Source organism: Dyadobacter crusticola DSM 16708 (assembly GCF_000701505.1).
Taxonomy (GTDB): Bacteria; Bacteroidota; Bacteroidia; order Cytophagales; family Spirosomataceae; genus Dyadobacter; species Dyadobacter crusticola.
Window position 1 is genome coordinate 450,765 of the sequence record NZ_KL370786.1, and the last position, 26,239, is coordinate 477,003.

General features: G+C 47.8%; 22 protein-coding genes. 11 read left to right on the forward strand and 11 right to left on the reverse strand.

Translation table 11 applies throughout. From position 1 onward, the window contains the following. Positions 1-65 precede the first annotated feature (65 nt). Together Q369_RS0123905 and Q369_RS0123910 are read left to right on the forward strand one after the other, a co-directional pair. Positions 66-3,158 carry a SusC/RagA family TonB-linked outer membrane protein gene (locus tag Q369_RS0123905; RefSeq protein WP_051664249.1) on the forward strand — a complete coding sequence of 1,031 codons (3,093 nt, stop codon included), beginning with the start codon at positions 66-68 and terminating at the stop codon, positions 3,156-3,158. 12 nt (positions 3,159-3,170) lie between these two features. Continuing rightward, entirely contained in the window at positions 3,171-4,631 is a 1,461-nt protein-coding gene (locus Q369_RS0123910; RefSeq protein WP_051664250.1) for a RagB/SusD family nutrient uptake outer membrane protein, read from the forward strand. Positions 4,632-4,722: 91 nt separating this feature from the next. Here the strand turns inward: Q369_RS0123910 and Q369_RS0123915 are convergent, their stop codons facing one another. Next, complete coding sequence (locus tag Q369_RS0123915; protein ID WP_169739285.1) at positions 4,723-6,060, reverse strand: T9SS type B sorting domain-containing protein; 1,338 nt, start codon at positions 6,058-6,060, stop codon at positions 4,723-4,725. Positions 6,061-6,282: 222 nt separating this feature from the next. Here Q369_RS0123915 and Q369_RS0123920 point away from each other — a divergent pair, with 222 nt between their 5' ends. The 3 genes from Q369_RS0123920 to Q369_RS0123930 all read left to right on the forward strand — a co-directional run bounded on the left by Q369_RS0123920 (position 6,283) and on the right by Q369_RS0123930 (position 10,315). Further along, positions 6,283-8,631 (forward strand): ABC transporter permease, encoded by a 2,349-nt coding sequence (locus tag Q369_RS0123920; RefSeq protein WP_031530250.1) that lies wholly within the window; start codon positions 6,283-6,285, stop codon positions 8,629-8,631. Positions 8,632-8,912: 281 nt separating this feature from the next. After that, on the forward strand, positions 8,913-9,806 hold the full coding sequence (locus Q369_RS0123925; protein ID WP_031530251.1) for a PhzF family protein: 894 nt from the start codon (positions 8,913-8,915) through the stop codon (positions 9,804-9,806). A 128-nt stretch (positions 9,807-9,934) separates the two neighbouring features. Continuing rightward, entirely contained in the window at positions 9,935-10,315 is a 381-nt protein-coding gene (locus tag Q369_RS0123930) for a hypothetical protein (protein WP_157488294.1), read from the forward strand. Positions 10,316-10,428: 113 nt separating this feature from the next. On the opposite strand, the gene Q369_RS28575 is transcribed toward Q369_RS0123930, so the two are convergent. Next, the gene (locus Q369_RS28575; RefSeq protein ID WP_051664251.1) at positions 10,429-13,419 is read right to left on the reverse strand and encodes a T9SS type A sorting domain-containing protein; all 2,991 of its coding nucleotides are present in this window, start codon (positions 13,417-13,419) and stop codon (positions 10,429-10,431) included. 223 nt (positions 13,420-13,642) lie between these two features. Between Q369_RS28575 and Q369_RS0123940 the strand changes: the two genes are divergently transcribed. Together Q369_RS0123940 and Q369_RS28920 are read left to right on the forward strand one after the other, a co-directional pair. Next, on the forward strand, positions 13,643-14,074 hold the full coding sequence (locus tag Q369_RS0123940; protein WP_051664252.1) for a response regulator: 432 nt from the start codon (positions 13,643-13,645) through the stop codon (positions 14,072-14,074). A 227-nt stretch (positions 14,075-14,301) separates the two neighbouring features. Then, on the forward strand, positions 14,302-14,439 hold the full coding sequence (locus Q369_RS28920) for a DUF2256 domain-containing protein (protein WP_205624352.1): 138 nt from the start codon (positions 14,302-14,304) through the stop codon (positions 14,437-14,439). A gap of 81 nt (positions 14,440-14,520) precedes the next feature. Here the strand turns inward: Q369_RS28920 and Q369_RS0123950 are convergent, their stop codons facing one another. The 3 genes from Q369_RS0123950 to Q369_RS0123960 form a co-directional block, all read right to left on the reverse strand. Further along, positions 14,521-14,919, reverse strand: coding sequence for a DUF2147 domain-containing protein (locus Q369_RS0123950; protein ID WP_035333783.1), 399 nt, complete (start codon positions 14,917-14,919; stop codon positions 14,521-14,523). Positions 14,920-15,056: 137 nt separating this feature from the next. After that, the gene (locus Q369_RS0123955; RefSeq protein ID WP_031530256.1) at positions 15,057-15,746 is read right to left on the reverse strand and encodes a hypothetical protein; all 690 of its coding nucleotides are present in this window, start codon (positions 15,744-15,746) and stop codon (positions 15,057-15,059) included. 53 nt (positions 15,747-15,799) lie between these two features. Next, the gene (locus Q369_RS0123960) at positions 15,800-17,011 is read right to left on the reverse strand and encodes a sensor histidine kinase (RefSeq protein ID WP_169739286.1); all 1,212 of its coding nucleotides are present in this window, start codon (positions 17,009-17,011) and stop codon (positions 15,800-15,802) included. Between the two features lie 277 nt (positions 17,012-17,288). Between Q369_RS0123960 and Q369_RS0123965 the strand changes: the two genes are divergently transcribed. From Q369_RS0123965 to thpR, 4 genes are all read left to right on the forward strand, one after another. Then, complete coding sequence (locus Q369_RS0123965; protein ID WP_031530258.1) at positions 17,289-19,307, forward strand: BCCT family transporter; 2,019 nt, start codon at positions 17,289-17,291, stop codon at positions 19,305-19,307. Between the two features lie 109 nt (positions 19,308-19,416). After that, a complete protein-coding gene (locus Q369_RS0123970; RefSeq protein WP_035333784.1) occupies positions 19,417-20,481 on the forward strand; it encodes a mechanosensitive ion channel family protein in 1,065 nt (354 codons plus the stop codon). A gap of 44 nt (positions 20,482-20,525) precedes the next feature. Then, positions 20,526-20,759 carry a hypothetical protein gene (locus Q369_RS0123975; protein WP_031530260.1) on the forward strand — a complete coding sequence of 78 codons (234 nt, stop codon included), beginning with the start codon at positions 20,526-20,528 and terminating at the stop codon, positions 20,757-20,759. A 59-nt stretch (positions 20,760-20,818) separates the two neighbouring features. Next, on the forward strand, positions 20,819-21,367 hold the full coding sequence (gene thpR, locus Q369_RS0123980) for an RNA 2',3'-cyclic phosphodiesterase (RefSeq protein WP_031530261.1): 549 nt from the start codon (positions 20,819-20,821) through the stop codon (positions 21,365-21,367). A 5-nt stretch (positions 21,368-21,372) separates the two neighbouring features. Here the strand turns inward: thpR and Q369_RS0123985 are convergent, their stop codons facing one another. The 6 genes from Q369_RS0123985 to Q369_RS0124010 form a co-directional block, all read right to left on the reverse strand. Further along, positions 21,373-22,284: a helix-turn-helix domain-containing protein gene (locus Q369_RS0123985; protein WP_031530262.1), complete on the reverse strand. Its 912-nt coding sequence runs from the start codon at positions 22,282-22,284 to the stop codon at positions 21,373-21,375. 14 nt (positions 22,285-22,298) lie between these two features. Then, positions 22,299-23,105 carry an SDR family NAD(P)-dependent oxidoreductase gene (locus Q369_RS0123990; RefSeq protein ID WP_031530263.1) on the reverse strand — a complete coding sequence of 269 codons (807 nt, stop codon included), beginning with the start codon at positions 23,103-23,105 and terminating at the stop codon, positions 22,299-22,301. Between the two features lie 140 nt (positions 23,106-23,245). Next, positions 23,246-24,019 (reverse strand): hypothetical protein, encoded by a 774-nt coding sequence (locus Q369_RS0123995; protein WP_031530264.1) that lies wholly within the window; start codon positions 24,017-24,019, stop codon positions 23,246-23,248. Between the two features lie 76 nt (positions 24,020-24,095). Further along, on the reverse strand, positions 24,096-24,716 hold the full coding sequence (locus Q369_RS0124000) for an SCO family protein (RefSeq protein ID WP_031530265.1): 621 nt from the start codon (positions 24,714-24,716) through the stop codon (positions 24,096-24,098). Continuing rightward, positions 24,713-25,195, reverse strand: coding sequence for a hypothetical protein (locus tag Q369_RS0124005; protein WP_031530266.1), 483 nt, complete (start codon positions 25,193-25,195; stop codon positions 24,713-24,715). The genes Q369_RS0124000 and Q369_RS0124005 overlap by 4 nt, the downstream gene beginning before the upstream one ends. A 123-nt stretch (positions 25,196-25,318) precedes the next feature. Next, entirely contained in the window at positions 25,319-26,227 is a 909-nt protein-coding gene (locus tag Q369_RS0124010; RefSeq protein WP_157488296.1) for a transporter family protein, read from the reverse strand. Positions 26,228-26,239 lie beyond the last annotated feature (12 nt).

Genomic DNA, 26,239 nt, shown 5'->3' on the forward strand with positions numbered 1-26,239 from the left:
TTTTTCAGAATTCGCGGGCACGTGCCCGAGTCAGCGTTTTTACTTAACCATAAACCCAATTCCGTATGAACAGATTGAAATTTTACACAAAATGGAGATTGCCGCAATGGACATTGCCTGCATTCCTGCTTGCAATGCTTCTGACGATGACCGCCCGCGCGCAGGATGCCGGGGAGGTTGCCGGTATTGTTGTTGATAGTGTCGGAAATGTACCGCTTCCGGGTGTAAGTGTAGTGATCAAGGGAACCAGCAAAGGGGTAACCACCGATGCAGATGGAAAGTACCGGATCCAGGCAGGCACAGGCGATGTACTCACGTTTTCATTTATTGGCTATGAGAAAAACGAAGTGCCGGTTGGAAGTAAATCGATGATCAATGTGACGTTGCGGCAGAACAATACGGTGCTCGATGAACTGGTAGTGGTAGGTTATGGAGCTGTCAAGAAAAGCTCAGTCACGGCCGCGGTATCCAAAGTGGAGAATACCGTACTCGACCAGATTCCCGTCGGCAGGCCCGAATCGGTACTCGCCGGCCGGTTGGCTGGTGTGAATGTATCGCAGACAAGCACCGCGCCGGGCAGCGCGCCATTGATCAGGATTCGCGGAGCAAGCTCCATTGACGCAGGGAACGATCCGTTGGTAGTGATCGACGGCTTTCCAGGCGGTAGCTTGGGCAGCATCAGTACCAATGATATCGAGTCCATTGAAGTGCTGAAAGATGCTTCTGCGGCGGCGATCTACGGTTCACGGGGCGCAGGCGGGGTGATCATTGTCACAACCAAAAAGGGCAAATCAGGGAAAGCGAAGTTCAATTTCAACTCCTACGCAGGGATCGCCAGCCCCAAAAAGCACGGTGACTGGCTGGTAGGGCAGGAGTACTATGATTATGCAGTACGCTACCAGAACCGGGAGTACGTATGGATAGGCGGAGATCCGACATTACCCGTTTGGAACGACCCGCGCAGGCCGAATGCCTACCAGGTTAGTGATGTTTTGAAAAACGGAAATAATGTGATCTGGGAAGATGAGGTACTGGGCAACGCGACGGTTCAGAATTATAACCTCTCGGTAGGTGGCGGTACGGATCACGTGCGGTACTATGTGTCGGGCACGCTGAAAGATGAACAGGGAACATTAAAAAACACCTGGTATAAAAACTACGGCGTGCGTGCCAATGTGGATGTGACGGTCAACTCGGTGGTGAGCCTTGGCTTTATGCTCAATCCCTCGTATTCGCGGCGGCGGTTCGCTTCTACGGACATTAACAACTACATCAAGTTCCCAAGCTTTGTAGCGGTGCGGAATCCCGACGGGACTTATCCCAACTCGCGTTCTTACTGGGGCGCGGTGGTGAGCGGCCAGGCTAATCCAATGGCGACGCTTGAAGGCTCGCATTACTACGGAACGACTGTCAATAACCTGGGAGAAGCGTTTTTAAACCTGAACCTGGCGAAAGGACTTTCGTTGCGCTCGTCAATCAGTACTAACCTTTCATCCAACCAGACGGACCGGTTCCAGGCTTCCTGGGCGCAGAGCACGAACCTTAATTCGGGTTCTCTGGCGCAGAGCAGTACTTACAGCATTGCCAACGAAAACGTGCTGAGCTACAATACTACGTTCAATCAGGTGCATTCACTGAATGCGATTGCGGGTGCTTCGTACCAGAAATTCAATTCTAATAACTCAAATATGGCGGCAGTGCCCGGCTCGTTCAACAATGATATCATCCGTACATTGAACAATGCGATCATCAACCCGTCAGCAACGAATTCTTCGCGGTCGCAATGGGGACTGATCTCGTATTTTGGACGCATTAACTATGGTTTCAAGGATAAATACCTGCTCTCGGCCTCAGTCCGGACAGACGGAAGCTCGCGTTTCGGTCCCGACAACAAATGGGGATATTTTCCTTCCGCCTCGGTAGCGTGGCGCGTGTCGCAGGAAGAATTTATGAAGCGCGTTTCGGCGGTGAGCGAGCTGAAACTGCGGGCCAGCTACGGCGCGACGGGTAACTTCAACATCGGCGATTTTGAATACCTCGGGCAAATCGGTGACGTGTATTATTCACCCAATAACACATTAACCAAAGGCCAGACGCAGGTTTCGTACGGTAACAACAGTCTGAGCTGGGAAAAAACGTCGAGCTATGATTTGGGACTTGAACTCGGTTTGTTCAGAAATCGCATTAGTCTGGTACTGGATTATTATGACAAGAAAACCAATGGACTGCTGTACAACGTTTCCATTCCTTCGATCACAGGTTTTACCAGCTCTTTGTCCAATGTAGGAACGGTTCGGAACAAGGGTTTCGAAGTGGAGCTGACCACTAAAAACCTTACAGGCGCATTCAAATGGGAGACTTCGTTTAATATGGCGAAGAATGTGAATACCGTGGAAGACCTCGGGGGCGTGCAGGAACGCATTACGACGGATACTTACGGAATGGGCTGGATTTTGCGACTGGGCCAACCGATGTTCTCTTATTTTGGATATAAAATTGAAGGTGTGCTGCAAAACCAGGAGGAAGTGAACAACTCACCTGTACTGGCTGGCTCGAAGCCGGGTAACCCGAGATACAAGGATGTTGACGGCGACGGCAAGATCACTTCTGCGGACAAGGTGATTCTGGGTAATTTTCAACCGAAGGCGTATTTCGGTCTGATCAACAATTTTGCCTGGAAAAGCTTTGATCTGAGCATTGCCATGCAAGCTTCGGTAGGTGCCAAAATCTACAACTTCGAAAATGAATATTATGAAGGCGCGCTGCTAGGTGCCATGCGCAGGCCGCTGGTAGAGAGACAATGGTGGTCGCAAACGGAGACCGGAAATGGGATGACGCCGGGTAGCTCATTGAGCCAGCTTACTTACCAGTCTTCCTCCGACGCCTACATCGAAGACGCTTCTTTCCTGGCAGTACGGAACATCAACTTCGGCTACACACTGCCGCTGGACCTGGTACAAAAGGTACGTTTGTCGAATTTCCGGATCTATGCGTCTCTGGCGAATCCATTCATGTTCACCAAAAAAGGCTTCCACGGGTATAATCCGGAGGGATACACGGCTGGTGAAATTGCAGGGACTGGCAGCAAGCCGGGTTTCAACAATGGTGCAGCGCCTATCAGCCGGGTGTACACGCTGGGTATCAACTTCAATTTTTAAACTGGACCTACCATGGATATTAGAAATAACCTCATCAAATGCTTTGCTGCGCTGGCTCTGGGACTGGCAGGCTGTGAAGATAAATTATTAAACCCGACACCGGAGTCGGTACTTACTGCCAACAACTTTTACAAATCGGCGAGTGATATCAACCAGGCGGTCCTGGGTATTTATAACAGTTTGCAAAGCCGCCGCCCGTCTGACTACCTGCTCATGGAAGTGCCGGGAGACAACCTATACATGTCAACCAACACCACCATTGCCGGCTCCAACGACGTGGACTTTCTGACGCTGAACTCGGACAATGCATTAACGGCCGCATTCTGGAACACGACGTACAATGGGATTTTCAGGGCTAATTCGGTTCTGCTGAATATTGATACTCCGACCAATTACGCGGCCGGTGTGAAGGACCAGTATATCGGCGAGGCGAAATTCATGCGCGCGCTGTTCTACTTCGACCTGGTGCGGATTTTCGGGGGAGTACCCAAGGTTACTGATAAGATTTCGATCCCGGAAGCCGCTGCATTGTCTCGGGCAAGCGAGGAAGAGATTTATGCGCAGATTATTGCGGATCTGACAGACGCTGCTTCCAAGCTGCCCCTGCGGAATGCGATTGCAACAGGACGTGCGAGCCGGGGAGCGGCAGTAGGTATGCTGGGTAAAGTATATGTGTACCGGAAAGATTATGCGAATGCAAAAACGCAGTTTGAAAAGCTGATCAAAGATTTTGATTACGCATTGGTCAATGATTTTGCGTCGCTCTGGCAGCTGGGAACAGAGGATAACAGCGAGATACTCTTCACGGTAAAATACATCGACGGCACCAATGGACACGGCTTATCGACGAACTACGCACCTAATGGGGGAATCGTGGGGGTTACCGACCGTGGCGCGGAAACGTCGCTGCCATCGTGGAGCCTGATGAAGAAATATGAAGAAGGAGACAAGCGCAAAGCGGCTACTTTTCAGGAATGGTGGGTGTCGCCTGCACAGCCCAATGCGCCGGCGATCTGGTATCCCTACGTGAGCAAATATGCGGTGAAACATTCCTACGGCGCTTCGGGTCTTGATATCCCTGTGCTGCGGTTTGCAGATGTGCTGCTGCTGTATGCAGAAACACTGAATGCATTGGGCGACAAAGCTGGCGCATTGACCCAGCTTAACCGCGTGCGCCAGCGTGCATTTGGCAACGCAACGCACAATTACAAAGGTACCGAAGCCGCCGATTTGATGGACCTGATCCTGCTGGAACGTCAGCTGGAACTGGCTTACGAGCACGAGCGCTGGTTTGACCTGGTACGCACCGGAAAATTCACAACGGTAATGAAGCAGGAGGAAAGGCTCTACAACTACGCTTCCAAAACGCCGGTTGTCGTGAATCTTGCGCCGCAGGCTTACATGAGCGTATACCCGATCCCGCAGGCGCAGCTTGACTTGTCAACGGGATTGAAGCAAAACAACGGCTATTAATTGCATTGAAAGTACGCGGCCTGCAACTCAAAATGCAGGCCGCTTTTTATTTAGAACCTGACAGTTTAGCGGATTCTGTACCTTGCCAAAGTCACCGCTTCAGTAGCAGAACGCCTTCTTTTGTAACTTTCCGGCCCTGGAAGGTAGTGCCTTCGATCCGGTATAAATAATTGCCTTCCTGCGCGTCACGGCCGCCGACCTTACCATCCCAGACAAATGCATTGTTTGCCGAAGCGAACACCACTTCACCCCAACGATTGTAGATCTTGAAATCCTGAAACCGGATTTCACTACCGTTTTCAGGATGAAAAGTGTCATTCAAACCATCCCCGTTTGGTGTAAAAACATCGGGCATGAGAATCAAAAAACTTTTCGCCCGGACAGTGATCCGCACGTTACCTCTCACCGAACAACCTTCGGGCGAGCTCACCTCAACAGCGTAGAATTGGTCGCGGTCAACAGTTGCTATCGGATTATAAACCTGGGGATCGTCCAGGCCTGTGGGCGGGTTCCATTGATACCGCACATTCGCGATCCCGCTGACCTCGGGCGAAAGCGCTGTGAGCTGAACGGGTGTATTCGGTTCAACCTGTGTGTCTGGTGTGAGTTGCAAAGTCATGGCCGGCGTCACCCGGACTGTTACGGATTTGGCAGCCGTCTTGCAATCGAGTGTTCCTGTAACGGTATACGTCGTCGTTTCCATCGGCCTGACAACCTGCTCTGTCGCGTTGATATTTGAAATGCCGGGCCCGGGCTCCCAAACATATTGCGTTGCATTGCCGACAACGGGCAGGTACAAACTTGCTCCCGCGCAAATCGTCGTATCGGCCGGAAGGTTTATCGAAAGTTCTTGTACGGGGAAAATATCAATTGTTTTGGTATCGGCGCAGCCCAGCGCGTCACGCACCCAAATCTCATATCGTCCAGGGACCATTTCAAAATTGGGATCATCCTGAAAATGGACGCCATCCATTGAAAAAGCATAAGGCTCGACACCGTTTTCGCCAAACAGCTTAACCCTGGCTTTCGGATTTGTGCAAGTTGCGTGCGACCACTTCGCAGTTACCTCAGGTGTTGCGATCTTCACCTTTTTGCGAATAACAATTTTATTTTCAGGTGTTTGGGTACTTGTAATGGTCAGTTCAACGGTTTTTTCTCCATCAGTCAGCCAGTACACAACAAATGGCCCCAACCCTGAACCTGACATGAAATGCGCATTTTCCCACTTCCATTCGAAAATAAAATCTTGGCTGACGGCCGTATAACCGGCCCCGTCCTCACGCTCGGAAATGAAACCTTTCTGAGGCTTGATCGGCCCGGAGTAGGTAATGGTAATGTGCGGGTTGGCGTTGCAGATTTGCTGGGGGTTTACGGTAAAAAACTCGGACGGACCCTGTGGCTGGGCGCTGCTAAAAGCTGTTTTGAACAAAAAATAAATAAACAAGAATAAAAAAAGCCTCATACGCCGAGCCGACAAATCCTTAACCGTACAAATAACGGCATTACAATGCGTTGTATAACAATGGTTACCAAGGAAAATTTACGCTGTCTTTTTTGAATGTATATTAAACTAAGCTATTAGTTATTATATATAATTTACTTATATTTACGGCTCTTGTTTATTCCTGAACACTCTAAAATAAATTTCCTAATGGTAAAAAGTCAACTGAAGCTGGCCTGGCGGGTTTTGGTCAAACAAAAGCTGTACAGCAGCCTCAATATCGCCGGACTGGCGATCGGGCTGGCTACTACAATGCTCCTTTTGTTGTGGGTCAACGACGAGTTAGGTTACGACCGTTTCCATCCAAAACACGGGCAGATCATCAAGTTAATGCTCAACATTGCCTCCGATTCGCAGGAAACGCAAACCTATGGCTGGGTAGCCACGCCCGTAGCCGACGCCATGAAACGCGAAATTCCAGGCGTGCTGCAAACGACCTGTTTTTTGGAACAAAAGGCAATTTTTAATCACCTCGACAAAACCACAGAAGAAACCGGCCTTGTCGTCGATACTGACTTTTTGAAAGTGTTCCGCTTTCCATTGCTGCACGGAAATCCGTCCGCGCTACTGTCGACTAACGCCATTCTGATCACCAAAAAGCTCGCAGAAAAGTACTTCGGAGCAGAAAATGCAATTGGCAAGATCATTAGGCTAGATCAAACTCAGGACGTAGAAGTGGCAGGCGTGCTGGAAGACGTTCCCGGAAATTCGACGATTCAATTTGATTACCTGAGACCCATGTCAACTCCCGCAGCCGCAGGTTCGTGGCTGGAAATCAAAGCGCAGGTTTTTGCAGTCGTTGATCCTAAAATCCATTTCGGCCAGTTCACTTCCCAACTTAAAACGCTAACCAGCCGTCACATGCCTGAATGGGTCACCGGCTGGACATATATTTCTCACCGCCTCGACGATGTGTACCTGAACAGCAATTTCAAAAACGGGCAGAATGAAGGTGGAGGACGCATGGTGTATGTGAGGCTGTTCGGTTTCGTAGCCGCATTTGTGCTGCTGATTGCGGCCATCAACTTTATTAACCTGTCGACCGCGCGGGCGGCTGTAAGAGCCAAGGAAGTGGGCGTTCGGAAGGCGGTCGGCGCGGGCAGATGGTCGCTGGTGAGGCAGTTTCTGAGCGAATCTTTGCTGATGACAATCATAGCCGGAACTATTGGCCTGATACTCACGCTGGCGACTTTGCCGGTTTTCAATGAGCTACTTCAAAAACGCATTCAAATTGACTGGACAAATCCTGTTTACTGGGTGAGCTATCTCGGTATTTTGCTTTTAACGGGAATATTGGCGGGCTTATATCCCGCATTTGTCCTATCCGGTTTTCGTCCGGTAAAAGTGTTGACAGGCATGAGAACCAATGCGGCAGGCGGGGCTGTCTGGCTGCGCAAAACGCTGGTAATCGTGCAGTTTACGGTGACGAGTGTGCTGCTTGTCGGGACAGGCATTGTGTTCCAGCAAATTGATTTTATCAGAAACAGAAATTTAGGTTACCAAAAACAAAACCTGATCCGGTTTAATGCCAAAGGACTCTCCGGGCCGGAACAATACGAACATGCAAAATCGGTTCTTGAAAATGTAAATGGTGTGGAATCCGTTACGTTTTCCAATAGCAGTTTCCAGGGCACCTTTGGTCGTAACTATGTGGAATGGGGCGGCCAGCAAACGACGGAAAAAGCCATGTTCGCGGTCATCAACGGAGATGCCAACTTAATTTCCACATTAAATATGAGACTGCACTCAGGCCGAACTTTTTCGCGCGATTTTGGTGCGGATAGCATTGCGGTGATCATCAATGAAACCGCCGCAAAACGCATGAAATTGAAAGATGCACTCGGCGAACGGATTCGCGTCAATGGCCGGGAACATCAGGTAATCGGTGTTGTGAAAGATTTTCACATTGCCTCCGTGCACCAGTCGATCGAGCCTTCGGTGATCATTTATTCTACCGCCAAAATCAATTTTCTTTTCGCGAGACTGAATGCTAAAAATCAGGGCAATACTTTAAAAGAAATCGAGGCCAGATACCAGCAGCTCATGCCCGGCATTCCATTTAATTTTCAGTTCTTGGACCGGGAATATGAGCATGTTTATTACAGCGAATTGCAGATCGGAAAACTCGCTAAGTGGTTTTCTGTGATCGCTGTTCTCATTTCCTGTTTGGGTTTGTTCGGCCTGGTCTCGTTTTCAGTCGAGCGCCGGACCAGAGAAATTGCAATTAGGAAAATTCTGGGTGCCACGGTCGTGAACATTTTTATGCTTGTTACACGCGAGTTTGTATTGCTGGTTTGCATTGCATTAATCGTCGCTGCATTGCCGGTTTGGTACCTCATGACTGGCTGGCTCGAAAAGTTTGCTTACCACGTTGAAATCGGCGGGGACATTTTCATTCGGGTCGCCTTATTGAGTATTGGCATTACGGTTCTTACGGTGAGTTCTCAGAGTATCCGCGCAGCCTTATTTAACCCGGCGAAGAGTTTGCGGGCCGATTAAGTTTTTAGGTAAATATTGCTGTAAACCCAGATCCTCAACCAAATGCCACTATGCGATTTGTTTGTTTTAAGCTCATTCATCGGCCCACTTCAACTGCAAGTTTGCACATTTGAATGGTAGTTATCCGCAATCCAGATTAAACCATTCCCGTCGCTTCAACACGCATTTTACTTTTGCATAAGTTCAACATGGTTATTCTACGGCAGGCAAAATCCTGGTAAATACCAAGATCCGCCAGAATGGAAGCTGTCAACTTTGAACGACACAAAAACAACAGTAATATGCAAACACTTTCAGTGCCAATTGTAAATGCGTTTATTGACGGAGAAAGCGGCGGAAACCCGGCTGCAATAGTGCTCAATGCGGAGCAATATGATCAGAGTACCAAACAACTGATCGCAAGCCGCCTCGGACTTTCTGAAACGGCCTTCGTTTCGCCTTCGCAGGCAGCTGATTTCAAGCTTGAATTCTTTACGCCGGTACGTCAGATCGCGCAATGCGGCCATGCCACAATTGCCACCTTCTCCTATCTTTTGCAGCTGGGACACATTACCAAAGAGCTGGCGTCCATGGAGACAGTTGACGGTGTCCGGTCGGTCACGCTGCACGGCAATACTGCTTTTATGGAACAAACTGCGCCGCGCTACTCCAGACCGGAGGAGATCAATCCGGAGGTAACAATGTCTGCGGTGCTTGCGTCCGTCGGCATTTCTCAATCGGATCTTGCGGACGGCTTTTCACCCTTGGTGGTAAATACCGGAAATTCATTCATGGTGGTCCCGCTCCGATCTGCCGAAAAGTTGAGCCAGATAGAGCCGGATCTGGAAGCGGTCAATCTGATCAGTCAGGAGCTTGGCTTAATCGGATATTATGCATTTGCAGTTCCGGGGCAACATGCGGGCAGGGATGCAACAGCCCGCATGTTTGCTCCATTCTACGGTATCGCCGAAGAGGCAGCGACGGGAATGGCGGCTGGGCCGCTGGCTTGTTACCTGCACGATTATTTGAAAGTTGACAAAGAAACCATCCTGATCGAGCAGGGTTACTTAATGCAGCCCACTAGCTCACCAAGTCTTCTAACAGCAAATTTGAAAGTACAAGGTGGAAATGTCACCAGCCTGATGGTAGGAGGCCGTGCTCATGTTTCGCATACAATTAATTTGGAATGGCATTGAATTGGGAACCCCGTTTGAGGGTTCCTTTCAGCGGAAAACAAAAACAACTTCCAACTGTTAGCCGTCAAACTTTGTCCTCTTCCTGCGATTAGAACAACCACTTAAATCAGAAGAGCGACATGACAGCCATGATGAGAACACGCGTATTTGGTTTTGTAATTTCCATTGCTGCCTTGCTATGCGGCTGCGCCGAGAATGAGGAGGAAGCTTTTTGCACAGAGGAATTCAGATCTGTAACGCTGCTCGTGCCCGGCGATTCGCTGACAAAATCTTACACCGTCAGGTTATCTACCTCTGACACAATCCGCTATCCGCAAAGCCCTGGCTTCGGAGGCAACCATAACGTCTACGTCGTTCTCAATGATACCTACCAACCAAAACTAAAAGGTGAAGTGGACAACTTCCGGTTCATAGGAGAACGGGCCGGTAAAGTGGTTATCAGCGAAGACTATGTCATCAAAGCCGATCATTGTCACATTACAAAAGTGAGTGGCAAAAGTGAGCTTTGATTTCGGCAGGCAAGTAGGTAGTCCATTCAAAACAATGCTGCTTCAAATGCGGTTGGTTGAATCCGACCACATTTAAACCAGCATTGAAAATTAGAAATGGGAAGATTTTAATCTCAGCGCGGAAGCTTGATAAATTTCTTCACCTCGTTTTTACCTTCCGTATTCCGCATCTGGATCGTGTAAATTCCCGCCGGCAGCGCTGCTGTTTCAAGCTGGGAAGGTTTTCCCGAAAAGTTGACGTTTTTGGAAATGACCATTTTGCCTGCTGCATTGTAAACCTGCACCTTACCGGCTGAGATTGCATTACCTGCCTCTACCGTCAGCTGGTCTGCAACCGGGTTCGGGTAAACCGCGAAAGCATTCACCTCGCCCATGTTTACGTTACGAATGCGGCTGTATGCATAAGTTTCGTCCAGGTCAATCATTTTCAAACGGTACAAATTCTCACCTTTTGAAGGGTTAAGATGCATAAAGTCATATTTCTTCAGCTCGAAACTCTCCTTGCTCGCCTGCACCTGGCCGATTGTTTCCCACAATTGGCCCGAATTGCGGCTGTACTGAATATCGAAGCGACCGCTGTTAACTTCACTACTCGTCGACCAGCGGAGCTGTACTGTGGTTTCCTGCTTTTCTGCTGTAAAATCAACCAGTGTGACCGGCAGACTTGTACAGGCGATTTCAACTTCTTCTTCCGAGTTACAACCCGTTTTATTACCCGAGATCACTGCTGCGTCCGGTGAATTGTTTTGAAGATAAGCGCATATTCCTGCTACTGCACAAGTACCCAGTTCCGCATTGTTGGTGATCGTAAGTGTATTACCAATGGAAGTCAGTGCGCTTAATCCGCTGAGCGTGGAAAGTACCGCATTTGAATCCAGTATAAATTCCCCTCCGATCTGGGTCAGGCCGCTTAAACCGGTAAGGGAAGTCAGCGATTTGTTATTTGCAATGGTAAGGTTATTAATTACGGTGCCTAAGTTTTCAAGTCCGGACAGATCAGTTAGCGCATCATTGAAAAAAATCTCCAATTCACTAACGCTTTCAAACTTTCCTATGCCGTCCAGGCTCGTAAGAAGCGGGTTAGCTACAATCCCCAAAGTACCGTACGGGCCGATTGCTTCCAGGTTATTCAAACCTTGAAGGCTTGTCAATGCGCTGTCGCCGAAAATGACCAGGCTGCCGTCGATTCTCGTCAATGCGGACAGGCTGGTAATGTCAGTCAGCGTGCTGTTGTAGGCGAGCAACAAACTTATGTCACCTAGGCCGCCAATCTCTGTCAGTCCGTCCAAGCCTTTTAAATTGGTCAGTACCGGATTACCGATAACCAGCAGCTGTTCTGTGATCGTGGTTACACCTTCAAGACCTTGCAGGTCAACCAATGCACTGTCCGATAACACAAAGAGACTTCCAAGTGTTGTAAGATTGGAAAGCGCCTTGAGATCAGATAAAGTCTTGTTTTCTGCCAGCCACATCCCCTCGGGTACTGCTATCAGATTGTCAAGCCCTTTCAGTTCAGCTAATCTCTCATTTCCGGCAATGGCAATATTTTGGACTAACATAACCCCCTCAAGACCTTCCAGTGAAAGCAGGTTTGGGTTACCTTCAATGATAATATTGTCCAATTTCACGGGCAGTGCTATTCCGCTCAGATTGATAAGCCCTTCGTTTCTATAGATATTCAGATCAACTACGTCCGTCAGGTTACCAAGACCATTTAAATTAAGGAGTAGCGGATTAGACTGGATTTGTACCGTAGGGGCAGATGTGAGTGTGAGATCGCTCAGGGAAGTCAGCGCGTCGTTTCCCTCAATATTAAGTTCGCCCACGGAGGTGAGCTGCGAGAGTCCTTTTAAATCTACCAGGGATATATTGTCCTCTATATCAAGCCTGCCGAAAATCTGCGTCACGTTCGAGAGCGCTGACAGATCTGTTAATAAATCGTTGTCTTCAATACTCACGTCGCCATTATAAACGGTGATATTTTCAATCCCCGCGAGCGAAGTCAGCACAGGATTATCGTCAATCTCAATGCTGTTTGCGGCAGTAAGACCGGATAGTGCCTGAATGCTGGTTAATTGATCGTTGTTTGTTATTGCGATAACTTCGCTCACCGAGGTGAGGTTTTCTAATCCCTGCAAATCAGTGATAAGCGGAGCGTTGTCTATGTACAGATTGCCTGTACTTACCAGTGAAAGATTGCTTAATGTGGTGAGTGCCGGGTGTTCTGAAATGCTGAATTCGCCTCCTACGGTTAACAGGGATTCTAATCCAGCCAGCGTGGGCAGGGAAGAATTATTAAACAGGAACAGATCATTGGGGACATCGGTAATGTTGGAGAGCGCCTGGATACTGGCCAGCAGTGTATTATTCTGAATTCTTATACTTCCGCTGACCGAAGCCAGGTTTTCCAACCCTGCCAGGCTCGTCAGCGAAGAGTCCTGCTCTATAATGAGATCACCGGGAATGGTCGTGAGCGCCGAGAAGCCGCCGATCGTCGTCAGCAACTTATTCTCTACGATTTCGAGAGTGCCACCAATACCCGCGACGTTTGCCAGACCCGATAAGTCGGTCAGCTCGGGATTATTCTTGATTAAAATCTCTGCATTCGTGCTGGTGAGCGCCATGTTACCCAGCGTGGTAAGTGCGGGATTATTTTCGACGGTCATTTTGCCGCCAATGGTTTCCACATTTCCAAGTCCGGCGAGTGTTGTCAATGCGGCATTATTCTGTATGAAATAGTCGCCGGGAATGGCAGTAATGCCGGACAGGCCATTTACATTGGTTAATGCAGAATTTTCATAGATCTCAATATTCGCCCCGACACTTACAAGATTTTCCAATCCTGCGAGCGTGGTCAGCTCCTGGTTGTAGCTAATAACAAGCGTCGCTCCGATGGAGGTGATCCCGCTCAATGGGGTAAGGTCTGTAATAGGTGATCCAAACCCGCCGCCGATAATCACATAATTCGGTATTGTGGTGCATCCGGGATAGTTTGTGGGGAAGTCGTTAACCGAAGATTGATCTTGGAAAATCACTTCGTCGGGACACTGCGCGAAAGAGGCAAAAGGGAGCAATAACGCAATGAAGCAGTAGAGTTTTTTCATGAAAAACGGTTGAGTATAAATGAATTCTTGAAAAGTACAAAACAATCCTGATATAAGTCAGAACTATTTGCGCAACGCACTTAACGTGAGTTTTTTCCGAGGGGCTGCTGCTGCTATTTCTTCCCCGAAACTACCTGGTAAGTGATGGAAAAGAAGAGTAGGGCGCGAGCTGTTCAGCTTTGTGGCGTGATTTTTTCTTTTCGTCAACTAAAATTCATTTAATATGCAAAACGGACCTATTCTGTACGTCGGAGGTGATGATGACGACCGATATCTTGTTTCGGATGCTCTTCAGGATATTGGCTGCACCAACGAAGTGATCAACTTTGATAACGGTCAGGCGCTGATTGACTATCTGCGCTCTTCAGACGAGCGGCCATTCCTGATCCTGTGCGATCTGCATTTGCCCCAGATGTCGGGCCTGGAATTAAAAGAGCTGATTAATTCCGACGAAAAGCTTAAAAGACGTTCGATACCGTTTATATTTCTGTCGGACGCAGTGCATCCGCGCGATGTTGAGGATGCGTATATGTCGCTCGTTCAGGGTTTTTACCTCAAAGCGAAAACCTATGAAGGACTGAAAGGCCAGCTTGCGGCGATCTGTGAGTATTGGGAAAAGGCAACCTTACCCGGTGAGCGCACAAGTCACAGCTGAGAAAGCCCTATAAGTTTGAAGACCAACATCATATCTCGCATTGAACCTGGAAAGAGATTTTAAATGGCAGAGCAGGAAAGGTTAAATGCATTGAAAGGCTACGATATCCTTGATGAGAAGTTGCATTAATGCTGAAAGGAAGGCGCACCCTGCTCGAAAAACTGTAACCCATACTGTTAGCTCCAATTGAATCCCCAAAAGCAGAAATTTACTCAACCACCGGAGATATGGCGATGATTAAAAAACAAGACCTGCCGCAAAAGATCTGTGTCGTTTGTGGCAGGCCGTTCACCTGGCGGAAGAAGTGGGAGAAAGTTTGGGATGAGGTCAAATATTGCAGTGAAAAGTGCCGCAGGTCAAAATGATCCCGAGCGCACTTCTGTGATCTTCATCCTGCGTGTGGCGCTGGAAAGTTCAAGTAAGCTTAATGCTGTACAGCTCCGGCACTAGTTGGCCCGGGTCCAGTGCATTGATTTACCAAAGGTAGGCACGCCTATCCAGCCACGTACTTCCAGTCTGCCGTCGCTGCCTACTTTCAGCCTGCCGCTATACCATTTGTTATTCCGCGGGTCAAAAATTTTGCCGCCTTCCAGCGTGTGCTGATCGATAATCGAGAAATCCTTGAAGATCACAGCGCCGATCTCCCCGTTTTTGATCGCCTTAGCAGGATCTTTGATCCAAGTAACTGTGCCGCAAAACTTATCGCCGCACGGCGCGATCGTGATCTTGGAAGTTTTCTCTCCGGGATACCAGCTGCCTTCGGTAATGTGGCGGGCCGCAGGTTTCATAGACATGGCAATTGTACTGCCCAGCAGGATAATGGAATATAGTAGTCGGGTACGCATATTTAAAATTGAGAGTCAGATCGAAATTGAAATAACTGGCTGCCTCTTCAACAAAAATACCATACCCGGAGACTTTTTCAGAATATTACCTGCTCGGTAAAAAGGCAGACCGAGGTCAGAGCGCGATGCTTGCGGGATTAATAAAGTACTTCATACCAATGCTCTCTTGGTCCTATTCTATCCACTTTTGTTACCCAGGCCGCTCTCATCGTGAAGATATACCTGACCTGGCCCGCTTGCGGATCTTCCTCATAATAGATCATGCGGATCCTGTCGGGAGATGCACCTGCAATGGCTTCTTCCTCAGTTTTGTACTTTGCAGGAAAGGTATTGTCGAGGTAACCCACAGATGGTAAATATTGATTTTTAGAAAGCGATTGAACCGCCCGGCCGAAATAAGAGTCTGGAAGTCTTACTTCAAGGGTTTCCCGTTCATCGTTCCAGCTGCAGGTTCCAGTACTTGCAGACTGTGGTAAAAATTCGCGGAATTTAAAATTGGTCGCATAGGGCACATTGCCGTAGGGACCATAATCAATCACATGGACTGTTGCAGTTTCGGGTCCGAAACTGTATGCAGAAGCGGCTACGACAGCCAAAAAGGTGCTCCCGTCCATTTTTGCTTCGTTGCTAAGCATGTTAAAAGTTTTGGCCACTCCGCCCTGTTCAATTGTCAACTCTTCACATCGCCAGTACTTATGGCCTGCCCGCAGTGTTGCCAGAAACGCATTCTTGTCGACGGCTGGCTTCGGTTCGGGCTCTTCATGGTCTTTTTTTGCGCAACCAAAAAGCGTTGTGATTAATAGTAGAAGGTAGAAGGAACGTTTCATTCGTGTTGAGTTAGATTCAAATGCAAGATACAATAATCAGTCAATTGTGCGAGCTAGGAAACCATCTGTAAAGTCCGGCGTGATTGCAGGATCAGGCAGGCTTTGATCTTACCTGGTTCGGCCCTGATGAAAAACCGCATATTCAGTAATGCAGTGATATCTCTGACCAGTAACAAGCCTACTCCCACCTCGTGAAGCGGGACAACCTGCGCATCCTGTTTTGCCGATTGTTCAAATCCATTCAGCCACTGAACAATGGACTGCGGCATTTCTTTCCCGTGGTTCTCAATGCAAAGGCAAATTTGCTCGTCCAAAGTATCGGTATATATACTAATGCGGCTGTTTTCGGAGTACTTGGTGGCATTGTCAAAAAGGTTATGCAAGACGATCGCAAACAGATTTGAGTTCGTTTTTACTTCGATTTCATCGCTTACCTCCCATTGGAAATGGTTGTTTTTTGAGGCAACAATACCTTCGTAAAGAGCAGCTTTTTCGATTAGCAACTCTCTCAGGTTTATCCATTTGATGTTCACCCCGCCATCTTTGATCTGCGTTTTCGAAAATTCAAGAAGGTTTCCCATGAACAAAGACATACTTCCTACGGCGTTCTCCACAGCCTGGATATAATCAAGTACGTGCTCAAACTGTCCATTCTGTATGCAGGCGCTGATGTACTTTATTGTAAAAGACACATAGTTCATCGGAGCCTGAACGTCATGTGTGATGGAAGCAAGGAGGCGCGACTGCAGGTAGATCTGGTTATCCAGCTTTCTTTGCGACTCATGCAGGTCGTGCAATGTTTTTTCAAGATCAGCGGTTCTCTCGGATACGGTCTGCTCGAGTAGCTCATTTCGACGCTCAATTTCACGGGCATGTTGCTGCTGCAATTCCAACTTTTCATTCTGCCGGGTACGCTGATAATGGATGTAAAATATGAATGGAACGAGCATAGCGCTCACAAGCATTCCCCGGATCGACAGCCGCATTATCCCGACCCAAAATGTATTGTTGCGAATGGGAGCATTTGGGTAGTCTTCGAAGAACGGATTGGAAGAATGGTACAGCACGATCGACAAAACCATGCAGAGAAGCACAGATAGCGCCACTTTCTGCCAGTTCCTGAATTGGGTTTCCCGCTGAATGTAATGCGAGCCGGCCCATGAAAAGAACCAGAGACACCAGATGACCGTCTGTGATCCGATCAGGTTCACCGGGTCTTTGCCTTGTCCTTCGGAAAGCCTCACCGGCAGAAGGGCCGTCGTCAAGATTGTAGCTACAATCAGACCGAGCACTAATTCATACTTTTTCAATGGTATATATCTTATCAAATGTTCCCTGGATCCTATTTCACAGCAATGATAAGCACTTTCATGAAATCGGCATTGTAAAAAGATGAGTGCGGGACCGCGAATTCTCGGTTATCTGCTGAAAGCCGATAATTTTTTCTGACAATGCTGTCGGGGCACTATTGTTTTGCAGTTTTGAGAACAGCCTTTTTGGTGATGACGCAATGCTACTGTCAACAGTTTGCCTTTATACAGCATGGTAAAAAATATATTATCCAATACGACCTTCAAAAAAGGCATCACGGTCCCAAGCCTTTTGTTCATTTTCTCCATCACATTTCTGGCCAGTTTCTTTCCGGAGATTACTGATTCGTTGCTGGTAAGTATGCAGGACTGGATTTTTACCAATCTCAACTGGGCGTACGTCTGGTCGGTTACCTTGTTTGTCTTCTTCCTGCTGGCGCTGGTTTTCAGTAAGTTTGGTTCAATCACATTGGGCGACAACGATGCAGTGCCCGAATACTCCTTTTTCTCGTGGATTTCCATGCTGTTTGCCGCTGGGATGGGGATCGGTTTAATGTATTTCAGCGTTTCAGAGCCCATATCCCATTATTCAGATCCTACATTTGCTGAACTTTCACAGGTCCAGCGCGCAAAGAATGCACAGCTTTATACATTTTTCCATTGGGGAATACATGCCTGGGCGATTTACGGCATTGTGGGGCTTTCACTGGCCTATTTTGCGTACCGTTATAAGCTGCCGCTTTCGCTGAGAAGCTGCTTTTATCCCATCATGAAAGAAAAGATCAATGGCCCTGCCGGGGATGCTATTGATACTTTTGCGTTGTGCAGCACTTTTTTCGGTATCACAACCACGCTGGGCTTCGGCGTGGTGCAGCTCAATGCAGGATTGGTCGAGTTGGGTTTGATGAAAGACACTGCGTTCTCATCACAAATCATCATCGTACTGGTGATCATGGCGATATCCATTTTTTCGGCTACCACAGGCGTAAGCAAGGGCGTGAAGTTTTTGAGCCAGCTGAATATTGTAAGCGCGGTCGTATTGATGCTGTTCGTGCTGGCTTTTGGGCCGACAGTCTTTTTACTCGGCACGTTTTCAGAAGGGATAGGGGATTACCTGAACCAGTTTCTAAGCCTGACTTTCAACACGCACGCTTACGAACCTGAGCGTCAGCCGTGGTACTTCAGATGGACCATACTCTACTGGGCGTGGTGGATTTCGTGGGCACCTTACGTCGGCCTTTTTATCGCAGGTATATCCCGGGGAAGAACGATCCGCGAGTTCATTTGTGCCGTTTTGATCCTGCCGACGGTCTTTAACTTTTTATGGATGACCGTGTTCGGGAATTCGGCAACCTGGCTCGACCAACACGAGGCGGCCGGACAATTAAGCGGTTTAGCCGGCCGCGCCGACGAGCTGCTGTTCCGGTTTCTGGATTATCTTCCCGCCTCCGGTCTGACGAGCTTTCTGGCTATCTTTATCATTTTTGTCTTTTTCGTTACCTCGGCCGACTCGGGCATTTTCGTCATCAACAGCATAGCCACCAACAATGCGGAAAAATCGCCTAAGTGGCAGCTGGTATGCTGGGGAATCTTGTTGGCCCTGCTGGCGCTTGTGCTGCTGAATGCAGGCGGTTTGCAATCGCTTCAAACCATGACGCTGATCACCGCTTTGCCGTTCGCAGTAGTGATGATCATGTTTTGTTACAGCCTTGTTCAGGCATTGATTGTCGACAGTTACTATTACACCCGGGAGTTTTCGCCCGCCACCAATAACTGGTCTGGCGAGCGGTGGAAAGAGCGGCTCCACAAAATACTTTCGGTGAAAAACCCGGGATATGTTGATGAATATATCGCTAATACAGTTCGCCCTGCACTGGAAGAGCTGGCAGAAGAATTCAACCAGAAGGGAATTCGAGCAACAACCGAAGTGAAAGCTGACCCTACCGAAGTAGCGCTGACCATCAAGCATAAAGAAATCGAAGACTTTGTGTATGGCGTACGCAATCAGAATAAAATGATTTCAAGCATTCTCGTAAAGGAGCGGAATGTTCCCAGTGTAAAAGGCAACGAGGCTTACAGTCCGGTCAGCTTTTTCGGAGACAACAGACTGGGATATAACATGGAGTATTTTACAAAAAATGAAATCATTGCCGACGTATTGAAGCAATACGAACGCTTCCTGGAATTGTCTTCCGAAGTTAAAAATGAAATTTTTACCGATATTAATTCCAAACGCAGGCCCAGCATTTAACCGGACAAGCTGAATACAGCTCATCTGATCTTGTTTTCTTTCTTCCGCCCTCAACTGGCGTGGATTTTATTTTCAATCAGGTCTTTTCAGGCCAAAGCAATTAATTATCATGAGTGATACTCTAAACTTCCTTATTCTTGGCAATACCCTCATAACCTGGTCACTGGCTTTCGCCCTCTTGGCAGTACTGCTTATCGCCATTCGTTTTTTCAGATCTATTGTGATCAGGAGAGCAAAAAAATGGGCTATGAAAACGACTACGAGCTGGGACAACTTTGTAATCGAAATGATTGAGTCTTCGGTGGTGCCGGTACTCTACATTGGCTCGGTTTATCTGGCGTTTTCAATGCTGACATTGCCTGCGAATGTGGACAGGGTTGCACATACCGCACTGCTTATAGTTGTCACCTTTTTTGCGCTGCGCATTGTGAGCTCGGCTTTCAAAAAATTTGTCCTTTCTTTTATCCATCACCAGGAAAATAGCGAGGCCAAACAGAAGCAGGCGAGCGGACTTATCCTGATTGTGAACATTGTAATCTGGATTATCGGGATCGTTTTTATGATCGACAACCTGGGTTATGATGTAACGTCACTGATCGCCGGGCTGGGAATCGGGGGTATCGCCATTGCATTGGCCGCACAGACGATCCTTGGCGACTTGTTCAGCTACTTCGTGATCTTTTTCGACCGCCCTTTCGAAATTGGCGACTTCGTTGTCATCGATGATAAATCGGGCGTAATAGAGTATATCGGCATCAAAACGACCCGAATAAGGACACTCGGCGGCGAGCAACTCGTTTGCTCCAATACGGACCTGACCAATTCACGCCTGCACAATTACAAGCGGCTGCAGAAACGGCGTATTCTGTTTCATCTGGGTGTTACTTACCAGACTTCGCATGCAACGCTGGCGGAGATTCCCGGCATTATCAGAGAGATTATTGAATCCAAGCCGGACCTTACTTTCGATCGCGCGCATTTTTCCGGGTATGGTGATTTCAGTTTGAATTTCGAAGTGGTTTACTATGTGCTGGGCGCCGACTACACCTTTTACATGGATAAACAACAAGCCATTTACCTGGACATTTTTAAAGCTTTTGAAGAAAGAAAGATTGACTTTGCCTACCCAACCCAGACGCTCCTGATGCAAATGGAAAATGCGCACGCCAGGTAAGATCGAATTCTCTAAATGACTGAATATTCTGGCTAGATTTGCGGATGAATGAAACTATCATGCTTCCTGTCGAATATCAGGGCGAAATTATTGAGCTGCCTTTGACTATCGTTCCATTGGGATACACTTATCAGTTGCATGTGCAATTAGAGGCGAAAAAACTGATTTTCGAAAAGGATGATGAAGGCCAGTATCGGGTTATTGAGCTGTCAGGTGAACTTGGTACAGAAAACAGAAGTCTTGTTCAGGCTATTTTGAAAACTCTGCAAGCGCTTTAAGTACAAGGCAGGCTTTAATGTGTTGATGAAGGAATATTTGACAGAATAAAACTGAACAAATGGCGGCAAACCGCTTGTTTATCGGGATTCCGGTGCCTGTTGATATTGCAAGGCGACTACAAGAGCAGCTCCCTGCCGGGGATCTTTTGAAACGGTCTGCGCCGGAGAATTACCATATTACTCTCCAATTCCTGGGAGAGGTACACGACGTTGAAAGCGTTATCAGACGGTTCGAAAAGCTTACATTCAAATCTTTTGGGATTTCGATCAATGGAATATCAGGATTTTACAAAAATGATAAGCTTTCCGTTCTCTATCTCAGCATCTTGAACGGGAAAAGTGAGCTGGGCGAATTGAGCCAATTGGTAAAAACGGCATTCCCGGATTACGACAAAGACACAAATCCTGTCTTTACGCCACACATCACCGTCAACAGGAACATCAAAAAAGCCGAGTTGCCTATTGCCCAGCAGCTGCTGACATTCAGGTTTGCCGAGCCGATATCCTTCGGGGCCATGCAAATTTTTCTGTATGACAGCAGCAATTTCAGCAACTCCCGCCTGTATAAATGTATTGGTTCAGTTGACGCGGCGGTAACTGATTCCTGACATTCCTAATCATAGCCGGCCCTGAATTGTAGTGGCGTTTGCCGGGTCTTTGTTTTAAAAAGCTTGCTAAACGATTGCGGGTACTCGAAGCCTAATTCGTATGCAATTTCACTGACTGAAAGTTGTGTGGTCGATAATCTTTCCTTGGCCCGCTCAATTAATTTTTCGTGGATTAATTGCTGCGTAGTGCTGCCTGTAAGCTGTTTCAGGCAATCGCTCAGATACTTGGAAGATAAATGCAGCTCCTCCGCCAGGAACTGGGCTGTGAGTAAACCATTGCTGGGCTGATCGGACGCAAAGTAGTTATCCAGGATCTTTTCGACCTTATTTAAAAGCTCATTGCTGGCTGTTTTGCGCGTGATGAATTGCCGGTTGTAATATCGGTCGCAGTAAGTTAGCATCAGTTCCATGTTGGCAATCCATACTTCCTGACTGAAATTGTCGATCGGCAGCGAAAGCTCCTTTTGTAGTTGCCGGAAGATGCTTTCCATCGTTTCCTGCTCTTCGTTGGAAAGGATAAGTGCTTCGTTGACAGCATAACCGAAGTATCCGTACGATTTAATTTTGCTTCCCAAAGCCGAGTTTCGAAGGAAATCCGGATGAACTGAAAGCTGCCAACCCGCTCTGGCAAAAACAAAATCCGTATCGATAAAGCTGACCTGCCGCGGCGCAAAACAGGAAATTACACCCTCGTCAAAGTCGAACGTGTTCTGGCCGTATTGTATTTTACAGGGGCATTCTGTCTTCAAAGTCACCTGGTAAAAGTCGGTGATGAGTCTGGTCCGCTGTTCGATTTTAATTTCGGGAAAATCCTCAAACCGGATCAGGCTCACGAGCGGGTGCCTGGGCTTGGGCAGCTGCAAAAGCTGGTGCAGCTGAGTAACCGAATGAATGTGAACAGTTGTTGTCGTTTCCATGCCTGCCAAGATAGTTAAACCAGACCTAATTTCTTTCGGTAAGAATTGGCCATGAATCGGGCGATCATCGCATTCGGCAAAACCGTCGCTAATCGTGCGCCAAACCGGTTTCTACCACCGGATATGTGAAAATGTTTTTTTGCTTCCAATGCTATCACCAGTTCGTCGGCTACCTGTTCCGGCGTTTGCGTGGCAGCGGTTTTGTAGTCTGAGCTCAGACCCACCCCTTTTTCATTATTGATGCCGGCGGCTGCATTGAAATTGGTTTTTGTAAGTCCGGGCGCAAACAGCATCACCTGAACATTGTAAGACTTACATTCCTGCGTAACCGCCTCGGTAAATGAACGGACAAACACTTTACTGGCTGCGTAAGTTGCCATGTAGGGCACCGGAATAAATGCGGCCATTGACGCCACATTGATGATGGTGCCCGCCTTCCGCGCTCGCATTGGCTGCATGAAAAGATGCGTCATGGCGACCAATGACGCGTTATTAAGTTGAAGTAAGTCCAATTCAGATCTCAAAGACAATGCTGCGAACTCACCGCCCGAGCCAACCCCTGCATTGTTGACCAACAGATCAACCTCCCAGTTTCGATTTTTTGTTTCTTCAAAAATCTGAAATGGTGCATCTGGCCGGGCCAGGTCGGCTGCGATGAATGTTGCATCTATCCCGTGAGTTTCCTGCAATTGTTTACTGAGGGCAGAGAGTTTCTCCTCATTACGGGCGACGAGAATGAGGTTATGCTTTTTCTCTGCCAGCTTTTTTGCCACCGCCTCACCAATCCCTCCCGAAGCTCCTGTTATCAATGTGTATTTCATTTTTTCTATGCATTAAATGCTGACACAAAGGAACAGCAGCTTTGGGCTCCAACTTGTAGCCAAAAGTCGTTTTGTTGTGTTCAATGATCGGGTGGGTTTTAGTAATCTTTGGCAGAAAATTGACACGCGCCGGGTCGCATTCATAAATCATACTCACTGATAAAGCTTGGATTGTTCCCCTCCGCGGGATAATAATAGAACCCGACGAGCAGCTTACTTCCTGCGGAAACCGCCCCTATTGATCCATTGATCAGGGCCCCGCTACTTACCCAGTGAGCTTCCTTTAAGATAGATTTTAGCCGCGTATCCACTTCCTCGTTGAAGCCGGTGACGGTTTGAACAGTATCGACTCGGAGGTCGTTTGCAAATGTGACTTCGTAAATGGCAAAGGTCTTGCTGACCTTGATGCCATTAAGCGTTTTCAGCTCATCGTGCAGATCAGCTCCGTAAGTCGTTTTATCAGTCGTCTTGATCTTGCTTCGTTTCAAAAAGTCCAGCATTTCCAGCTCGCGGGCTACTCCTGAAACCTTCGAATTTGTGAGCACAACATAGCCGGAGCAGGAACCAAAAGTGTATTGCCCCGCTCGGCCTAGCCGTGCATATACCAGCATTTCGGTGCCTTCCTTGAAATAGATATCACAAGATGTACGCCTTTTACCGTCGCTACTACCTTCAATGAGAATGGATTTCACATGATTGCCTTTGAAAAGCTGGCTGATTACTATGTTCGACTTATAGTAGAGCGCAGCGCCTTTGTTTGGGAAGTTCTTCACGATAGTTACCCGCGCAACAAAGTCAGATTGAACATACTTATCCATAAACCCGGCTGGAATGCATACACAGGCATATCCTTTAAGTGAGCAGCACAACCCGATCGCAATGAATGTGAATATAGTCTTTAATCCTGGTGGCATTCGTGAGGCTGTTTTGTTATCAATATATAACAAAATTATACATAGTTCAACTTTAAGCCTATTAACGGCCGCTTCTTTATTCTTCCAACAAAATTACCATGTCTTCTATCAGCTGGGCGGTACTTTCCTTGGAAGTGCCATCGTAAATCCCGCGGACGTATTTGTTTTTGTCGACCAGTACAAAAGAGCCGCTGTGAATAAACCCTCCCGGCTCGTTCGGGTCAGCCATTGCGCTTACCAGGTAGTGCTTTTGACCGATCTCATAAATTTTTTCACGGTCGCCGGTAACGAATTGCCAGTTATCACCTTCTAGACCCAAATCATCCGCATATTTTTTCAGTACGGCAGGCGTGTCATGTTCAGGGTCAATGGTATGCGATAAGATCCCAGCGCCGGGATTGTCCTTGAAGCGCTTGAAAACGGTCAGCATGTTCGATTTCATGACCGGGCAGATCGTGGGGCAGGTTGTAAAAAAGAAATCTGCGACATAGATCTTGCCTTCCATTTGCTTCTGTGTGAATGTTTGATTTTTGTGGTTGACAAAAGCGTAATCCGGGATTTTAGGGTATGTGGTGACTTCCGTTTTCTTGCCGTTTACCAATCTCACCACCGTTTCCGGCTCTCCCAGGATTGGCAGTTTTTTATGTTTGCACGCACTGATCATCAGTACGAGTACACATGCGATAACGTGTTTCATTGTTTGTAGTTGTTGATGAAATCCTCTGACCTTGATATTGCATCGCGCATTTGGCTGTTTACCACTTCCATCTTCGCAGTCTGATCCCCAATGTAAGTGTCCTGTTGGGCTGCATCGAGATTTTCAAGGGTATCTGCCTTGTACTGATGCATCCAGCCCATCATCGATTTATCTGCCTCGTCCAATTGTGCGATCAGGCTTTGTGCCTCTGCTTTTTGCTTTTGTAGCTCCCGACTCGGGCTCGACGCGTTCAGGCTTTCGATTTCATTCACGATACTTGTGAGCGTCTTTTTAACGGACATCATTTCTCCCATTTTAGGCATCATGCTGTCGTGCAACTCCATCAGCTGTTTGGCTTTCGGGTGCCCGTGACCGGCGTGCGAGGTGTCGTGATGAGCTGTATGATTTTCAGTCTCTTGATTGCTGTTGCACGCTGTTATGGCAAGCCCGGTGATAATTAATATCAAATGTGTTTTCATAAAAAAGTTGTTTAAAAGTTTATGGGCCTTTTACCAGGCGACTGTTCCCCACGCGTTTGGTGTAGGTAGCATAATGCACCGGGTATGAAGAACATACCTGGTGCAGATGCCGACTATCTGTATTTAAAATAGAAACCCGATTTGCAGCATGAGCCTTTCTCGGGCAATGACATGTCCCGAGGCGCTTTTTTGAGCAATGGGCTTTTGTGCATTGATTCCGACCGTCCATTTGTTGGAGAAAAATGTAACCCCTGCTGTCCCGTTCAGAAGCCTGCCTCCCGTCAAGTCGAGCACTTTCCCGTGCTGCTCTCCGTGGTCTGCGTGCTCGCCGTAAACGCCTAAGCTGGGTGTAAGTGAGATCTTGCCGATGTCGAACGAACGGTAAAGCTCCACGGTACCAAAGACCTGGTCACCGAAGCGGTAACCTTGCGAATTGGTGGTGTTGAACTTGCGGGAAACATTGGTAGCCAGGCCCCATTGATCTTTATTAATGGTGTAAAATGCATTGACAATGAAATCCGCACTGCCGGTGCCCAGCTGAAAATTGGCATTGGCCACTTCAAGCGTATTGTTTTCATCAAACCTGAAATTGCCCGTAGGCAGCTTGACCCCACCGCCGATCATCAGCGTATGGTTGTAATTGCTCGATGTCTCCTTATCCATGAATGTGTTCAGGATATTGTAGTTAGCCAAAACCAAGATATCGCCCAGCCCGTTCTGTCTTTTCACATCCGCAGAAGTTACCTGCTTGTCGATCCGGTAGGGGACAAATGCCATTACCTGCACGCGTTTGATCGGAAATAAACGGGCGTAGAGTTCGCCGACATTGAAATACTCTTCCGTTTTGAGCACCTTGCTGTCGGCATGCGTCACGAAATGCAGCCGCTGGTACCGCAGCCCGATCACTGATTTATGCGATTGGGGCATCAGTCCGAAATACGAGCCACTATTGGCACAGCCGCAAATGTCGCAGGCCATAGAAGCCTGAGCAGCGAGAAGAAAAGGAAAGAGAAATATGTGTTTGATTTTCATGATCATTTCATT

What these genes read in the sequence shown, in the direction of transcription:
- Q369_RS0123995 (WP_031530264.1), bottom strand. Translation starts at nt 24,019, where the DNA reads ATGCCACCAGGATTAAAGACTATATTCACATTCATTGCGATCGGGTTG.
- Q369_RS28920 (WP_205624352.1), top strand. Translation starts at nt 14,302, where the DNA reads ATGGCGATGATTAAAAAACAAGACCTGCCGCAAAAGATCTGTGTCGTT.
- Q369_RS0123940 (WP_051664252.1), top strand. Translation starts at nt 13,643, where the DNA reads ATGCAAAACGGACCTATTCTGTACGTCGGAGGTGATGATGACGACCGA.
- Q369_RS0123970 (WP_035333784.1), top strand. Translation starts at nt 19,417, where the DNA reads ATGAGTGATACTCTAAACTTCCTTATTCTTGGCAATACCCTCATAACC.
- Q369_RS0123930 (WP_157488294.1), top strand. Translation starts at nt 9,935, where the DNA reads ATGATGAGAACACGCGTATTTGGTTTTGTAATTTCCATTGCTGCCTTG.
- Q369_RS0123975 (WP_031530260.1), top strand. Translation starts at nt 20,526, where the DNA reads ATGAATGAAACTATCATGCTTCCTGTCGAATATCAGGGCGAAATTATT.
- Q369_RS0123985 (WP_031530262.1), bottom strand. Translation starts at nt 22,284, where the DNA reads ATGGAAACGACAACAACTGTTCACATTCATTCGGTTACTCAGCTGCAC.
- Q369_RS0123955 (WP_031530256.1), bottom strand. Translation starts at nt 15,746, where the DNA reads ATGAAACGTTCCTTCTACCTTCTACTATTAATCACAACGCTTTTTGGT.
- Q369_RS28575 (WP_051664251.1), bottom strand. Translation starts at nt 13,419, where the DNA reads ATGAAAAAACTCTACTGCTTCATTGCGTTATTGCTCCCTTTTGCCTCT.
- Q369_RS0124010 (WP_157488296.1), bottom strand. Translation starts at nt 26,227, where the DNA reads ATGAAAATCAAACACATATTTCTCTTTCCTTTTCTTCTCGCTGCTCAG.
- Q369_RS0124005 (WP_031530266.1), bottom strand. Translation starts at nt 25,195, where the DNA reads ATGAAAACACATTTGATATTAATTATCACCGGGCTTGCCATAACAGCG.
- Q369_RS0123965 (WP_031530258.1), top strand. Translation starts at nt 17,289, where the DNA reads ATGGTAAAAAATATATTATCCAATACGACCTTCAAAAAAGGCATCACG.
- Q369_RS0124000 (WP_031530265.1), bottom strand. Translation starts at nt 24,716, where the DNA reads ATGAAACACGTTATCGCATGTGTACTCGTACTGATGATCAGTGCGTGC.
- Q369_RS0123905 (WP_051664249.1), top strand. Translation starts at nt 66, where the DNA reads ATGAACAGATTGAAATTTTACACAAAATGGAGATTGCCGCAATGGACA.
- Q369_RS0123925 (WP_031530251.1), top strand. Translation starts at nt 8,913, where the DNA reads ATGCAAACACTTTCAGTGCCAATTGTAAATGCGTTTATTGACGGAGAA.
- Q369_RS0123990 (WP_031530263.1), bottom strand. Translation starts at nt 23,105, where the DNA reads ATGAAATACACATTGATAACAGGAGCTTCGGGAGGGATTGGTGAGGCG.
- Q369_RS0123950 (WP_035333783.1), bottom strand. Translation starts at nt 14,919, where the DNA reads ATGCGTACCCGACTACTATATTCCATTATCCTGCTGGGCAGTACAATT.
- Q369_RS0123920 (WP_031530250.1), top strand. Translation starts at nt 6,283, where the DNA reads ATGGTAAAAAGTCAACTGAAGCTGGCCTGGCGGGTTTTGGTCAAACAA.
- thpR (WP_031530261.1), top strand. Translation starts at nt 20,819, where the DNA reads ATGGCGGCAAACCGCTTGTTTATCGGGATTCCGGTGCCTGTTGATATT.
- Q369_RS0123910 (WP_051664250.1), top strand. Translation starts at nt 3,171, where the DNA reads ATGGATATTAGAAATAACCTCATCAAATGCTTTGCTGCGCTGGCTCTG.